The organism is Pseudomonas sp. LG1E9, from assembly GCF_003290225.1.
In the GTDB taxonomy this organism is placed as follows: Bacteria; Pseudomonadota; Gammaproteobacteria; order Pseudomonadales; family Pseudomonadaceae; genus Aquipseudomonas; species Aquipseudomonas cyclaminis.
The window spans coordinates 1,194,975-1,209,328 of the sequence record NZ_CP029983.1 but is presented as its reverse complement, the minus strand read 5'-3'; the positions used below and the strand labels follow the sequence as shown (position 1 = coordinate 1,209,328).

The 14,354-nt window shown below is 61.4% G+C and carries 15 protein-coding genes; 13 read left to right on the top strand and 2 right to left on the bottom strand.

Annotated features, from left to right (window positions below):
• Positions 1-7: 7 nt before the first annotated feature.
• From DNK50_RS05740 to DNK50_RS05695, 10 genes are read left to right on the top strand one after another with little or no spacing between them, the layout of a single operon-like run.
• On the top strand, positions 8-592 hold the full coding sequence (locus DNK50_RS05740; RefSeq protein ID WP_371929470.1) for an outer membrane lipoprotein carrier protein LolA: 585 nt from the start codon (positions 8-10) through the stop codon (positions 590-592).
• The gene (locus tag DNK50_RS05735) at positions 582-2,894 is read left to right on the top strand and encodes an MMPL family transporter (protein WP_112193070.1); all 2,313 of its coding nucleotides are present in this window, start codon (positions 582-584) and stop codon (positions 2,892-2,894) included. The genes DNK50_RS05740 and DNK50_RS05735 overlap by 11 nt, the downstream gene beginning before the upstream one ends.
• Before the next feature lie 33 nt (positions 2,895-2,927).
• Positions 2,928-4,175: an NAD(P)/FAD-dependent oxidoreductase gene (locus tag DNK50_RS05730; RefSeq protein ID WP_112193069.1), complete on the top strand. Its 1,248-nt coding sequence runs from the start codon at positions 2,928-2,930 to the stop codon at positions 4,173-4,175.
• Positions 4,172-4,906: a class I SAM-dependent methyltransferase gene (locus tag DNK50_RS05725; protein ID WP_112193068.1), complete on the top strand. Its 735-nt coding sequence runs from the start codon at positions 4,172-4,174 to the stop codon at positions 4,904-4,906. The genes DNK50_RS05730 and DNK50_RS05725 overlap by 4 nt, the downstream gene beginning before the upstream one ends.
• The gene (locus DNK50_RS05720; protein ID WP_112193067.1) at positions 4,903-5,385 is read left to right on the top strand and encodes a hypothetical protein; all 483 of its coding nucleotides are present in this window, start codon (positions 4,903-4,905) and stop codon (positions 5,383-5,385) included. The genes DNK50_RS05725 and DNK50_RS05720 overlap by 4 nt, the downstream gene beginning before the upstream one ends.
• Positions 5,382-6,548, top strand: a complete 1,167-nt coding sequence (locus tag DNK50_RS05715; RefSeq protein ID WP_112193066.1) for a beta-ketoacyl-[acyl-carrier-protein] synthase family protein — start codon at positions 5,382-5,384, stop codon at positions 6,546-6,548. Before DNK50_RS05720 ends, DNK50_RS05715 begins: the two co-directional genes overlap by 4 nt.
• Positions 6,545-7,006: a hotdog family protein gene (locus DNK50_RS05710; RefSeq protein ID WP_099583770.1), complete on the top strand. Its 462-nt coding sequence runs from the start codon at positions 6,545-6,547 to the stop codon at positions 7,004-7,006. The genes DNK50_RS05715 and DNK50_RS05710 overlap by 4 nt, the downstream gene beginning before the upstream one ends.
• Positions 7,003-7,731, top strand: coding sequence for a 3-oxoacyl-ACP reductase FabG (fabG, locus tag DNK50_RS05705; protein ID WP_099583771.1), 729 nt, complete (start codon positions 7,003-7,005; stop codon positions 7,729-7,731). Before DNK50_RS05710 ends, fabG begins: the two co-directional genes overlap by 4 nt.
• Positions 7,731-8,957, top strand: a complete 1,227-nt coding sequence (locus DNK50_RS05700) for a beta-ketoacyl-ACP synthase (protein WP_112193065.1) — start codon at positions 7,731-7,733, stop codon at positions 8,955-8,957. Before fabG ends, DNK50_RS05700 begins: the two co-directional genes overlap by 1 nt.
• A 26-nt stretch (positions 8,958-8,983) precedes the next feature.
• Positions 8,984-9,430 carry a hypothetical protein gene (locus DNK50_RS05695; RefSeq protein WP_099583774.1) on the top strand — a complete coding sequence of 149 codons (447 nt, stop codon included), beginning with the start codon at positions 8,984-8,986 and terminating at the stop codon, positions 9,428-9,430.
• A gap of 95 nt (positions 9,431-9,525) precedes the next feature.
• Here DNK50_RS05695 and DNK50_RS05690 read toward each other — a convergent pair whose 3' ends face one another.
• Positions 9,526-10,419, bottom strand: coding sequence for a LysR family transcriptional regulator (locus DNK50_RS05690; RefSeq protein ID WP_112193064.1), 894 nt, complete (start codon positions 10,417-10,419; stop codon positions 9,526-9,528).
• 172 nt (positions 10,420-10,591) lie between these two features.
• Here DNK50_RS05690 and DNK50_RS05685 point away from each other — a divergent pair, with 172 nt between their 5' ends.
• The 3 genes from DNK50_RS05685 (at position 10,592) to DNK50_RS05675 (ending at position 13,807) form a co-directional block, all read left to right on the top strand.
• A complete protein-coding gene (locus DNK50_RS05685) occupies positions 10,592-11,821 on the top strand; it encodes an MFS transporter (RefSeq protein ID WP_371929516.1) in 1,230 nt (409 codons plus the stop codon).
• A 76-nt stretch (positions 11,822-11,897) separates the two neighbouring features.
• Positions 11,898-13,166, top strand: a complete 1,269-nt coding sequence (locus DNK50_RS05680; RefSeq protein ID WP_112193062.1) for an AAA family ATPase — start codon at positions 11,898-11,900, stop codon at positions 13,164-13,166.
• Positions 13,163-13,807: a retron system putative HNH endonuclease gene (locus DNK50_RS05675; RefSeq protein WP_099583780.1), complete on the top strand. Its 645-nt coding sequence runs from the start codon at positions 13,163-13,165 to the stop codon at positions 13,805-13,807. Before DNK50_RS05680 ends, DNK50_RS05675 begins: the two co-directional genes overlap by 4 nt.
• Here the strand turns inward: DNK50_RS05675 and DNK50_RS05670 are convergent.
• The gene (locus DNK50_RS05670; RefSeq protein WP_099583781.1) at positions 13,765-14,343 is read right to left on the bottom strand and encodes a cytochrome b/b6 domain-containing protein; all 579 of its coding nucleotides are present in this window, start codon (positions 14,341-14,343) and stop codon (positions 13,765-13,767) included. The genes DNK50_RS05675 and DNK50_RS05670 overlap by 43 nt on opposite strands.
• Positions 14,344-14,354 lie beyond the last annotated feature (11 nt).

Genomic DNA, 14,354 nt, shown 5'->3' with positions numbered 1-14,354 from the left:
ATCCCCTGTGGCAGCGCTAGTCCTGTTGTTAAGCATTCCAGGCCTGGCTCACGCGTTTGACCTGCAACAACTCAGCGATCAATTGGCCAAACCGTCCGTGATCCACGGCAGCTTCATCCAGGAAAAACACCTGCGCGCCCTGCCGCAGCCGTTGGTCAGCAAGGGCACCTTCGTCCTCGCCAAAGACCACGGCCTGCTGTGGCTGCTCAAGACCCCGCTGCAGCAGGACTACCGCATCAGCGCCCAGGGCATCGCCCGGCGTGACGCCAATGGCTGGCAAACGCTGCCAAACAAGAGCGCCGGTGCCGAGCAGAATCGGTTGTTCCTCGCCGTGCTCCAGGGCGACAGCAGCGGCTTGCAGCGGGATTTCGAGCTGCAACTGCAAGGCGAGGCCACACAATGGAAACTCACGCTGATCCCGCGCTCGCTGCTGCTGAAGCAGGTGTTCACCCAGATCAATATCGACGGTGGCGCCCTCGTGCAAACCATCGAGCTGCGGGAAACCCAAGGCGACAGCACCCTCCTGCGCATGCAGGACAGCACCGCCGAACAACCGTTGAGCGACGCGGAGCAACACGACTTTGCCCAGTGAGCGCTTGCTGCCGCGCCTGTTCCTGATCCTGCTGGTGGCTGTGCTGGCCCTGGCCGGCTGGCAGTGGCGCCATGGCGCGCCGCTGTCGGCCAACCTGATGGAACTGGTGCCGGGCAGTACGCCGGACGCCCTGGAGCTGCAGGCCGAACAGCGCATGCAGGAACCGCTGAACCGCGAGATGCTGGTATTGGTGGGGCATGCCGACCGCCAGCAAGCGGTGAACGTGGCGCAACAGTTGGGCGAACGCTGGCAGGCCAGCGGCCTGTTCGAAAAGGTGCAGTGGAACCTGCAGGCCGACCTGCCTGCGCTGCGCGAACAGTTGCTGCGTGGTCGACTGGCAATGCTCTCGACCAAGGACCGCGAGCAACTGATCGAACACCCCGACGCCTTTATCCAGCAGCGCGTGCAGGCGCTGTTCGACCCCTTCACCGGGTTCAGCCTGGTGCCGAGCCAGGATGACTGGCTGGGTCTGACCGGACGTATCCAGAACAGCCAGCCGCAACGTGGCTCGGTGCAGTTGGATATCGGCAGCGGCGCGTTGATCGCCGATGCCGACGGCAAAAGCTGGGTGCTGTTGCGTGCGCGCACCACCGGCAATGCCTTTGACATGAAACTGCCGCTGCAGGTGGCGGATTTGCTCCAGGCCAGCCGCGAACAGGCCGGTCAGCAAGGCGCGCAACTGCTGGCGGCCAGCGGTTTGTTGTACGCCGCCAATGGTCAGCAGCAGGCCACGCGGGAAATCACCTGGGTCGGCGGCGGCGCGACCGTGGGCATCCTGCTGTTGCTGCTGCTGGCGTTCCGCCGCTGGCGGGTATTGCTGGCATTCGTGCCGGTGCTGGTGGGCATGTTGTTTGGCGCCGTGGCGTGTGTGGCGCTGTTCGGCCATATGCATGTGATGACATTGGTGCTTGGCTCCAGCCTGATCGGCGTCGCGGTGGATTACCCGCTGCATTACCTGTCGAAAAGCTGGAGCCTCAAGCCGTGGCGCAGTTGGCCGGCATTGCGCCTGACTCTGCCGGGGCTGAGCCTGAGCCTGGCCACCAGTTGCATCGGTTACCTGGCGCTGGCCTGGACGCCGTTCCCGGCGCTGACCCAGATCGCGGTGTTCTCCGCTGCGGGTTTGGTCGGTGCGTATCTGTCGGCCGTGTGCCTGTTGCCGGCCTTGCTCAAAGGCGTTGAGTTGCGCCCGGCGCAATGGCCTCTGCGTATCGCTGAAGGCTTGTGGCAGGTTCGTGCGGCGTTGCTCACTCGCGTGCCGAGCCCGGTGCTGCTGGCGCTGGTAATGCTGTTTTGCGCCGGCGGGTTGTGGCAGCTCAACAGCAAAAACGATATCCGCCAGTGGATCGGCGCACCGCCGCAGTTGCTGCAAGAGGCCCAGGCCGTGGCGCGGATTACCGGTTTCCAGCCCACCAGCCAGTTCTTCCTGGTGCGCGCCGACAATCAACAGCATCTGCTGGAACGCCAGGCCGCGCTGGGCCAGCGCCTGGATCAACTGGTAAATATGGACAAGCTCAAGGGTTACCTGGCGCTCAATCAACTGGTCAACCTGCCCGCCGAACAGCAACAGCTGCGCGATGCCCTGAACGCACTGCCGCAGCACTGGCAGCCGCTGCTCGACCTCGGCGTACCGGCCAGCGCGCTGCAAGCCGAGGTCGCGCAGTTGCAAGCGCTGCCTACCGAAGACATCGACGCCGCACTGATCGGCCCGATGGCCGAACCCTGGCGTACGCTGTGGCTCGGCCCGGTGGACGGTGGCGTCGCTGCAATGGTCAGCCTGCAAGGCTTGAACAACCCGGCGCTGTTGCGAGTGCAGGCCCTGGACTTGCCGGGCGTGCAGCTGGTGGATCGCCTCGGTGATCTGAACCGCGTGTTCGCCGCCACCCAGATCAGCGCCGCGCAACTGAAATTGATGTCGTGCGTGCTGATCGTGCTGCTGCTGATCCTGCCGTTTGGTTTCGGCGGCGCCCTGCGCATCGTCGCGCTGCCATTGCTGGCCGCACTGTGCAGCCTGGCCAGCCTCGGTTGGCTGGGCCAGCCGCTGACGTTGTTCAGCCTGTTCGGTTTGCTGCTGGTGACGGCGATCAGCGTCGACTACGCGATCCTGATGCGCGAGCAGATCGGCGGCCCCGCCGTGAGCCTGCTGGGTACGCTGCTGGCGGCGCTGACAACCTGGTTGTCGTTTGGTCTGCTGGCCGTGTCCAGCACGCCGGCAGTGAGTAATTTCGGCCTATCGGTCAGCCTCGGCCTGGCATTCAGCTTTATGCTGGCGCCTTGGGCCGGACAACAGAAACACGCCTTATGAATCGGATTATCGCCAAAGCGGCAAGGAGCCCTCGTGCCCACAGTTGAAATGGAACGTCGCCAGGTTGTAGTGATTGGCGCCGGCCCGTCCGGCGCTATCGCCGCCGCGCTGCTCAAGCGCAAAGGGCATGATGTATTGATCATCGAGCGCCAGTATTTCCCACGGTTCTCGATCGGCGAAAGCCTGCTGTCCCACTGCATCGACTTTATCGAAGAAGCCGGCATGCTCGACGCCGTGCAGGCCGCCGGCTTCCAGGTAAAAACCGGTGCCGCGTTCGCCTGGGGCGAGCGCTACAGCGCTTTTGATTTCAGTGACACCTTCAGCAACGGCAAGCCGACCACCTTCCAGGTGCAGCGCGGCGAGTTCGACAAGCTGCTGGCGGACCAGGCAGCGTTGCAGGGGGTGGAGATCCGCTACGGCGAGACCATCGTCGGCGTGGATTTCGCAGGCGATAGCCGCTACCTGCATGTACGCCGCGAGAACGGCAGCGAGTACCACCTCAAAGCCAGGTTCGTGCTCGATGCCAGCGGCTACGGCCGCGTGCTGCCGCGCCTGCTGGACCTGGAAGCGCCGTCGAATTTCCCGGTGCGCCAGGCGGTGTTCACCCACATTGAAGACCGCATCGAACACCCAGGTTTCGACCGTACCAAGATCTTGGTGACCACTCATCCAACCCAGCGCGATATCTGGTTCTGGACGATCCCGTTCAGCAATGGCCGGTGCTCGGTGGGTGTGGTCGCGGCCAAGGAGCATTTCGACGGCCGCGACGCCGACCTCGATGCCTGCCTGCGCGGCTTTATCGACGAAACCCCAAGCCTGTCCGGCGTGCTGCACAACGCGGTGTGGGACACGCCGGCGCGCACCATCGGCGGCTACTCGGCCAACGTCAAAACCCTGCACGGCCCGGGCTTTGCGCTGCTGGGCAATGCGGCGGAATTCCTCGACCCGGTGTTCTCCTCCGGCGTGACCATTGCCATGCGCTCGGCCAGCATGGCGGCCGGCCTATTGGACCGTCAGCTCAAGGGCGAAACCGTGGACTGGCAAACCGAGTTTGCCGCGCCGCTCAAGCGCGGGGTCGACACCTTCCGCTGCTACGTCGAAGGCTGGTACGCGGGGACGTTCCAGGATGTGATTTTCCACCCCGAAAGTTCGCCGGAAATTCGCCGCATGATCAGCGCGATCCTCGCCGGCTACGCGTGGGACGAGCGCAACCCGTTTGTCAGCGAGCCCAAGCGACGATTGCGGATGTTGTCGGAGATTTGCGCGAGTGAGCCGGTATGAGCACTCAATACCTGAGTAAAAACTACGTCGAAGAGACGAAGTTCGGCTTCTGGTTCCTGCGCAGCCACACCTGGCAGCACCATGTGCTGCGCGTGGCAATCAACGACCTGCGCAGCCTGTTCACCGACCCGCTGCCCGAGGCGCCGGTATTGCTGGACGCCGGTTGCGGCCAGGGCAAGTCGTTCCGGTACTTGCAGCAGGTGTTCGCCCCCGAACGCCTGATCGGCCTGGATGCCGACCCCCACAGCCTGGCATTGAGCAAGGCTGAAGCTGCACGCCAGGGCCTGGCCATCGAGCTGATCGGCAGCGACTGCGCGACCCTCGATGTGCCGGACGAAAGCGTCGATATCCTGTTCTGCCACCAGACCTTCCATCATCTGGTCGAACAACATCGCGCACTCAAAGAGTTTTACCGGGTGCTCAAGCCGGGGGGCTACCTGCTGTTTGCCGAATCCACCGAGGCCTATATCGATACGTGGGTGATCCGCTGGCTGTTCCGTCACCCCATGCACGTGCAGAAAAGCGCCGAAGAATACCTGCAGATGCTCCGCGAGCAGGGCTTTGAGTTCGGCCCGCAGAACGTTTCTTACCCGTACTTGTGGTGGAGCCGTTCCAGCGACTTCGGCCTGCTGGAACGCTGGGGCCTGCGGAATCCGCCGCCAGTGGGCCAGCGCGAAGAAACCCTGGTCAACTGCGTGGCGCGCAAGCCCCTGGCGAGTGCCGCACCATGATGCGCAGCCTGTTGATCGGCTGCCTGTTGCTGCTGAGCGCCTGCGCCAGCCAGCCGCCGTTGCCGGAAAAAACGCCCGCGCTCGCGTTGCCGATGCAACTGCATGTGCAGCGCCAGGCCGATGGCCAGAGCCAGGACTGGTTGCTGGTGATCCAGCGCGAAGGCGGCGCCATCCGCTGGTCGATGATGGACCCGCTGGGCATCCCCCTGGCCCGGCAAAAACTGATCGATGGCGCCTGGCAGGCCGATGGCTTGCTGCCGCCCAATCCCCAGGCGCGAGAGCTGTTCGCCGCCCTGCTGTTCGCCCTGACCTCGGCGGACGACGTGCGCGCGCTGTATCCGAGCGCCCAGGCGAGGGACCTCACACGGACCCTGCCGGGGCATTGGCAGATCGTCTACCAGTCTTCAGAAGTCTTCAGCGTGAACATGACCGGCCAACCCATGAGCTACCGCATCACACCGCTCGGTGCCGCCCAATGACCGCCTACCTCAACGCCCTTGGCTTGATTTGCGCCCTTGGCCGGGGTCAAGCGCAGGTCAGTCGCAACCTGTTTGCCGGTGACTGCTCAGGCATGTGCGCCGAAAACGGCTGGGTGCCCGAGCGCGTGCTGCCGGTAGGCAGTGTGCGGGGCGAATTGGCGACCATCCCAGTGGAACTCGGCCAGCAGAGCAGCCGCAATAACCAACTGCTGCTGGAAGCGGCGTTGCAGATCGGGGACGAGATCCGCCAGGCGATCCACACCTACGGCGCTTCGCGGGTCGGCATTGTGCTGGGCACCAGCACCTCGGGCATCGACGAAGCCAGCCGCGGCATCGCCCTGTACCTGCGCGACAAGCACTTCCCCTGCGACTACGACTACCAGCAACAGGAACTCAGCGCCCCGGCGAACTTCCTCGCCGACTGGCTGCAACTGAGCGGCCCGGCCTATGTGATCTCCACCGCCTGCACCTCCAGCGCCCGCGCCCTGATGAGCGCCCAGCGCTTGCTCGACCTGGGGATGTGCGATGCGGTGATCTGCGGCGGTGTGGACAGCCTGTGCAAGCTGACCCTCAATGGGTTCAGCGCGCTGGAAGCCGTGTCGAACGAGCGCTGCAATCCGTTTTCGGCGAACCGCAACGGCATCAATATCGGCGAAGCAGCGGTGCTGTTTGTGATGAGTAAAGCGCCTGCGCCCATCGCCCTGCTGGGCAGTGGCGCCAGTTGCGACGCCCACCATATTTCTGCGCCCGAGCCTACCGGCAAAGGCGCATTGCAGGCGATGCGCAAAGCGCTGGCCAGTGCAAAACTGGCGCCCGAGCAGATCGGCTACCTGAACCTGCATGGCACCGCCACCCAGCACAACGACGCGATGGAAAGCCTGGCCGTCGCCAGCCTGTTCCCCGACGGCGTGGCCTGCTCATCCACCAAGCCCATGAGCGGCCACACCCTCGGCGCAGCCGGCGCACTGGAAGCCGCGTTTTGCTGGCTGAGCCTGACCCACGGCCGCGTCCCACCCCATGTGTGGGACGGCCAGGCCGACCCCACGTTGCCTGCCCTGCAATGGGCGCGCAGCGGCGAAACCCTGGAAAAACCCTGCCTGATGAGTAACTCGTTCGCCTTCGGCGGCAACAACGTCAGCCTGATTATCGGAGAGGCTCCATGACCGCTTGGCCACTCGCCGACCTGCTGCCCCACGCGGGCGACATGATCCTGATCGACCAGGTGCTGTCGTTCGACGAAGAGCAGATCCACACCCGCACCACCGTCAAGCCTGGCGGCCTGTTCAACCGCGCTGACGGTAGCCTGCCAGCCTGGGTCGGCATCGAGCTGATGGCGCAGAGCGTCGCCGCCTACGCCGGTTGCCGTGCGCGCCAGAAAGGCGAAGCGGTGGAACTGGGCTTCCTGCTCGGCACACGTAAGTTCGAGTGCAACGTGGAACACTTCCCGGCAGGCGCCGAGCTGACCATCCACGGCCTGCGCTCTCTGGAAGACGACAACGGCATGGGTGTGTTCGAATGCCACCTGACCGGTGACGGTATCCAGGCCAGCGCCCGCTTGAACGTATTTCGACCGCCCCAGGCGGCCACTTATTTAGATGAATCGAAGGACGAAACGCCATGACTGAATCCGTACTGGTCACCGGCTCCAGCCGTGGCATCGGCCGCGCCATTGCCCTGCGCCTGGCCCAGGCCGGGCATGACATCGTGCTGCATTGCCGCAGCGGCCGTGCCGAAGCCGACGCGGTGCAGGTCGAAATCCAGGCCCTTGGCCGCACAGCACGGGTGCTGCAATTCGACGTGGCGGATCGTGCGACCTGCAAGCAGATCCTTGAGGCGGACGTCGAGCAACATGGCGCCTACTACGGCGTGGTGCTCAACGCCGGGCTGACCCGTGACGGTGCGTTTCCGGCCCTGTCGGAAGACGACTGGGACGTGGTGATGCGCACCAACCTGGATGGTTTCTACAACGTGCTGCACCCGGTGATGATGCCGATGATTCGCCGTCGCGCCGCGGGGCGTATCGTGTGCATTACCTCGGTGTCGGGGCTGATCGGCAATCGCGGCCAGGTCAACTACAGCGCCTCGAAAGCCGGCCTGATCGGCGCGGCCAAGGCCCTGGCGATCGAGCTGGGCAAGCGCAAGATCACCGTCAACTGCGTCGCGCCTGGGCTGATCGACACTGCGATGCTGGACGAGAACGTACCGGTGGAAGAACTGATGAAAATGATCCCGGCACAGCGCATGGGCACGCCGGAAGAAGTCGCCGGTGCGGTGAATTTCCTGATGTCGGCCGAAGCCGGCTATATCACCCGCCAGGTGTTGGCCGTGAATGGAGGCCTGTGCTGATGAAACGTGTAGTCGTCACTGGCATGGCCGGCATGACCTCCCTGGGCGGCGATTGGGCGACCATCTCGGCCAACTTTCGCGCCAACCGCAGCGGTATCCGGCGCATGGACGAGTGGGACCGCTTTACCGAACTGAACACGCGCCTGGCCGGGCCCATCGATGATTTCGTGGTGCCAGCCCATTGGACCCGCAAACAACTGCGCAGCATGGGCCGCGTCTCGCGCCTGGCGGTGTGGGCGGCGGAGCAGGCATTGCAGGACGCCGGGTTGCTCGGTGATGAGTCGATCAAGGACGGGCGCATGGGCGTGGCCTGTGGTTCGTCCACCGGCAGCACCGATGAGATCAAGGCCTTCGGCAATATGCTGCTGAACTCAGTGGCCGAGGGGCTGAATGCCAACTCGTATGTGCGGATGATGCCGCACACCACGGCGGCGAATATCAGCATCTTTTTTGGCCTGACCGGGCGGCTGATCCCCACGTCCAGCGCCTGCACCAGCGGCAGCCAGGGCATCGGTTATGCCTACGAGGCGATCAAGTTCGGCCGCCTGCCGTTGATGCTCGCCGGCGGCGCCGAGGAGCTGTGCCCTACCGAAGCCATGGTGTTCGACGCACTTTACGCCACCAGCCTGAAAAACGACGCCCCGCAAACCAGCCCACGTCCCTACGACAGCGGTCGCGATGGCCTGGTGATCGGCGAAGGCGGCGGCATGTTGGTGCTGGAAGAGTTGGAACACGCCCTGGCGCGGGGTGCACATATTCATGCCGAACTGGTCGGCTTTGGCAGCAACGCCGACGGCCAGCACACCACCCGCCCCGAACAGAAAACCATGCGCCGCGCCATGGAGCTGGCCCTGGAAGATGCCGGGCTGACACCCGACGCGATTGGCTACGTCAACGGCCACGGCACCGCCACCGATCAAGGCGACATCGCCGAGACCCTGGCCACCAGCAGCCTGTTCGGCAGCCGCATGCCCATCAGCTCGCAGAAAAGCTTCCTCGGCCACACCCTCGGGGCGTGCGGGGCGCTGGAGTCGTGGTTCAGCATCGAGATGATGAACCGCAACCAATACGTGCACACCTTCAACCTGGAGTCCGTCGACCCACAATGTGGCGAACTGGATTACCTGCAAGGTGAATTCCGCGAGATGCACCACGATTACGTGATGAACAACAACTTTGCTTTTGGCGGCGTGAATACGTCGCTGATCTTCCGCCGCTGGTCCTGAATTTTAAATCGATTGGAGAATACGGAATGTCTTCCTTGCTACGCGCCACCCTGATCACCCTGGCCCTGTTGACCACGGCTGGCTGCACCAACAAACCGGTGCTCAACACCCAGCATGACCTGCCGGTCAACGCCCAGGTCAGTGAAGAAAAAATGAAGGCGGTGATCGTCAACGCCCTGCAAAAACGCGAGTGGACGGTGCAGCGCCTGAGCCCGCAACTGGTGCAGGCGGAAATCACCGTGCGTAACCAGTACTACGCCGCCATCGACATCCGCTACACCCGCAACAGCTACGCCATCACCTACCGTGACAGCCGCGACCTGGGCTACAAGGACGGCAAGATCCATCGCAACTACAACCGCTGGGTGAACAACCTGGACAGCGACATCATGGCCGGCTTGCGCAGCAATGGCGTGAGTGCTGAGCAGGGCTCGGCGGCACAGTTGTTTGAGCAGACGGGCACCACCAAGTAAAACCGAGATTCTGTGGTGAGCGTGCTTGCCCGCGATGGGCTGCGTAGCAGCCCTCAGATCAGGCGCCGCATTCTGGCTGACAGAGCGCGGCGTTTTTATTGGGCGGCCTTACGCGTCAACAACTCCACAAACGCCTTCGCCATCGGCGTCTGCGCGCCCTTGCGCTGTACCAGCCATACCGAGGTCACCGCCTCGGGATCCAGCAAAGTGCGATACACCACGCCGTCAATGCGGATGCGCTGATAAGACGCCGGCAACACCGACACCCCCAGCCCCGCCGCCACCAGGCCGATGATGGTCATCGCCTCTCCTGCTTCCTGGGCGAAGTGCGGGCTGAAGCCAGCGTCGCGGCACAGGTTGAGCAGTTGGGCATACAGACCGCTCCCATAGCTACGTGGGAAAAACACAAAAGGCTCGTCAGCCAATTGCGCCAGATGCAAGCCTCGCTCGCTGCTGTCCACCAGCGGGTGACCGGCGCTCAAGACGGCGACCAACGGTTCGCGCATCAGCTCGATCACGCTCAACGAATCCGGCAGCGGCAATGGCCGCATCAGCCCCACTTGGATCGACTCATCCACCAGCGACTCAGCCACTTCGGTGCTGCTCATTTCCTGAAGGTTCAGGTGCACCGCCGGGAACGCCTGGCGAAACGCAAAGATTGCCTGGGGAATACTGGCGTTGAACGGCGCGGACGAGGTGAAGCCAATCTTCAGCTCCCCCAACTCACCCAACTGTGCGCGCCGCGCTACATCCGACGCCTTATCCACTTGGGCCAGCACCAACCGCGCTTCGTGCAGGAACAGGCGCCCCGCCTCACTCAGTTCAACCCGACGATTGGTACGCTCGAACAACCGCGCCCCCACCTCCTGCTCCAGCGCCTGGATCTGCTGGCTCAGTGGCGGTTGCGAGATGCCCAGCACCTGCGCGGCGCGGCCAAAGTGCAACTCTTCGGCGACGGCGATGAAGTACCGCAGATGACGCAATTCCATGCAAACCCCATTAGGTCGTAAAAGCTATCAAACAGGTCGAACAATATATTGGAAAGAATCATTAGCCAGCTATATTCTTTTTTGCATTGCCAGCCCTGACAGGCTTTTGCCCCCCGAGGTCCCCGTGAAATCTGCTGTCGCGCCACTCGCTCAAGACGTCCCGCCTACCGCACTGGATGAGGTGGTGGCTCAGCTCAATGACGTGTTCATCGAAAAAGGCACGCCTATGTTCATGCGCACAGTGCTGGCGCTGTTCTCTGGCGGCTTTGCCACGTTTGCCCTGCTGTACTGCGTGCAGCCGATGATGCCGGCGCTGTCCCACGAGTTTTCCATCAACGCTGCGCAAAGCAGTCTGATTCTGTCGGTGTCCACTGCGATGCTGGCGTTGGGCCTACTGATCACCGGGCCGATTTCCGACACCCTGGGGCGTAAACCGGTGATGGTCGCTGCGCTGTTCTGTGCGGCGCTGGCCACAATTGCCAGCGGCCTGATGCCGAGCTGGGAAGGGATTCTGCTGATGCGTGCGCTGGTGGGGCTGTCACTCAGCGGCCTGGCCGCCGTGGCGATGACCTACCTGAGTGAAGAGATCCACCCACAACACATTGGCCTGGCCATGGGCCTGTACATCGGTGGCAATGCCATCGGCGGCATGAGCGGTCGCCTGATCATCGGCGTGTTGATCGACTTCGTCAGCTGGCACACCGCGATGCTGATTATCGGCGCCCTGGCGCTGATCGCGGCCACGGTGTTCTGGAAAATCCTCCCCGAATCGCGCAACTTCCGCGCCAGCAGCCTAAAGCCGCGCAGCCTGGTGGACGGCTTTGTCATGCACTTCAAGGACGCGGGCCTGCCGTGGCTGTTCCTGGAAGCCTTCCTGTTGATGGGCGCATTTGTGACGATGTTCAACTACATCGGCTATCGCCTGCTGGCCGCCCCGTACGACCTCAGCCAGGCCGTGGTCGGGCTGCTGTCGTTGGTGTACCTGTCGGGCATCTACAGCTCGGCGAAAATCGGCTCCCTGGCCGACCGCCTTGGCCGCCGTCGCGTGCTGTGGGCCACGATTGTGCTGATGCTCTGCGGCATGCTGCTGACCCTATTCTCCCCACTATGGCTGGTGGTGCCGGGCATGCTGATCTTCACCTTCGGCTTCTTCGGCGCCCACTCGGTGGCCAGCAGCTGGATCGGCCGCCGTGCGACCAAGGCCAAGGGGCAGGCGTCGTCGTTGTACCTGTTTTGCTATTACGCTGGCTCCAGCGTCGCGGGCACTACGGGTGGATTCTTCTGGCACCTTGCCGGGTGGAACGGCATTGGTGCGTTTATCGTGGCGCTGTTGATTGGCGCGTTACTGGTGGCGTTGAGGCTGGCGAAGTTGCCGCCGTTGGCAGGTGCAAAAAGCGCGTAACACCTGCGCCTCTGGCGGTTCTGCCGGGCCAAGGTACACTGACGGCATTCGTCAGTCTTGGTAAAGGAAAGCCAGAATGCGCCTGGACCAGCTTCATATTCAGAATTTTCGTTGCTACGAAGATGTCACTTTTGACTTTCAGCCGGGGTTTAACCTCGTGGTGGGGGTTAATGGGAGTGGCAAGACTTCATTGTTGCAGGCGGTGGCGGCAAGCTTTTTCAACATCTCCAGATGTTTAGGCCAAAGTGAAGGCCTGTTATCTGAGCTTGACGTTCGCTCAACAGTTCTGAGGTTCGAGGACCGTTATCGATTTGAAAGGGCTTACCCAATAACGTTGACAGCCACCGGTGACTTACTCGAACTTCCTACGTGGGAGGTAAGCCAAGTTCGGCAAGGTCATATACCTAATTTAGATACTGCTATGGCGGTATACATCGCAGACGAAATCAATACTTCAAGTTCAGAAACCCCTGTGGAACTTCCTCTGTTTGCTTTTTACCGAGCAAATCGTCGATGGATTTCTACTGATGTGTCGGCGGAGTCGGCGATTGCCGAGCAGCCCTCCAGACTAGCTGCCTATAAAAATTGGTATGACGCTTCTGTAAGCCTAAAAGACTTTGAAAGCTGGTTTATAGGAAAAACACTTGAGCGACTCCAAAGGATGTCTCGCGTCCAGAGCACCAATCCATTCGGTGATGAGCTCGACTGGGTTAACGCAGCCTTGAAGTTTGCCCTGCCCAATGCAAATGGCATCGAATATGACCTTGAGATTCGGAGCCTTTTGGTTAATTTGAACGACAACACCACATTACTGTTCAAAAATCTGAGCGACGGGCAACGTGGAATGATCGCGCTTATTGCCGATATAGCACGCCGCATGTGCCTTCTTAATCCGCAAAAAGGACATACCGTCTTAGCAGAAACCTCCGGAATAGTGGTGATTGACGAACTGGACATTCACCTGCACCCAGATTGGCAACGGACTATCGTCTCAGCGCTAAAAAATGCATTTCCAAAAATCCAGTTCATCGCGGCAAGCCACTCTCCCCAGATAATCGGCGGACTGCGACCTGAAGAGATTATGCTCCTGAACAACGGCGACACTTCACATCCTCGCGTTTCATACGGTCTTGACTCCAGCCGGGTTCTTGAAGAGATCATGGGAGTATCCGAACGAGAGCCCGAAATAGAAGCGCTCCTTAGCGAGCTGTTCAGCACCATCGAGGACAACGAATTGGAGAAAGCTAAAACTCAACTCCAGGCGCTCAAGGAACTGGCGCCCGACCTCCCCGAATTTGCAGGTGCTCAAGCGTTGATCCGCCGCAAGGAGATTCTCGGAAAATGAAACAAGTGTTCAAGGGAACTGAACCGGCTTCTTTTACCCAGTGGAAAACTTCAACCAATGACGACTGGGTGCCGACTTACTCAACGCTGCGACATCCGCAAAAACGTGAACTGCACGACAGTCTTTTACTGGAGCAAGGCGGCTTTTGTTGTTACTGCGGCAGAGACATTGATACTGGATCCAGCCATATCGAACACTTCCGCCCACAAGAGCATTTCGAAGAGTTGGCGCTTGAGTACCAAAACCTCCACGCCTCCTGCATCAGAGAAACCAAGCCCGGCTCTCCGTTACATTGCGGACATCTCAAAGGCAACTGGTTCGACAATGCAGCGCATATCTCACCAATGGAAGACGGTTGTGAACAGCGTTTCCGGTATCTGCTGAACGGGCAGATTCAGGCAACCGATACAAAGGACTCTCCCGCCGTAAAGATGATCGACGTCCTCGCCCTGGATATCGCCTACTTGAACAATCGCCGCCAGAACGCCCTTGAACACGTCTTTGATCCCGACTTTCTTTCCCAGGCCAGTGATGAAGACTTCAAAACTATCATGACGGCTCTGCGCGCAACCGCACTCAGTGATCAACAAGCCTTCGATCATGTCGTTGCACGATTTGCCGAGCAAATCCTCACTCCCTGATCCTCGTACTCACCGCCGGGTGTCTTTTCAAAAGACATCCGCGCCATCACCCGCTTTCCCCTGCGCTCATGCAGCACCACCGCACCAATATGCATGACCAACATCAACAACAACCCCACGCAAGACAACACATGCACGCGGGTGTACCAGGCAATGCGTGCCGGGTCGCTGTCGAACGGCATGATGGAGACCAGGTTAAAGATATTGATCGGCCGATCCATCATCAGCACCCCTGTGGCCAACACCACTGCCAACACCAGGTACATGGCCTTGTGGACCAACAACGCGATGTATTCCTGCGGTGAGCGCTTGATGGAGAAATCCAGGCCATGGGAAAACGAACAATAGACCCGCAAGGCGAAGACAGGGATGTAGAGGGTAGTCAACGACACATTGAAAAAGCCGACCCATGCCTTGACCGGCGCGGGCACCGTAAACACGGCCACGAAGAAACCCGACAACAACGCCCACAAAATGACGACGGCCGAGATCCAGTGCAGCAACTTCTGGCGTGTTGAGTAGGAAACGGTAGTCATCTGGAATCACC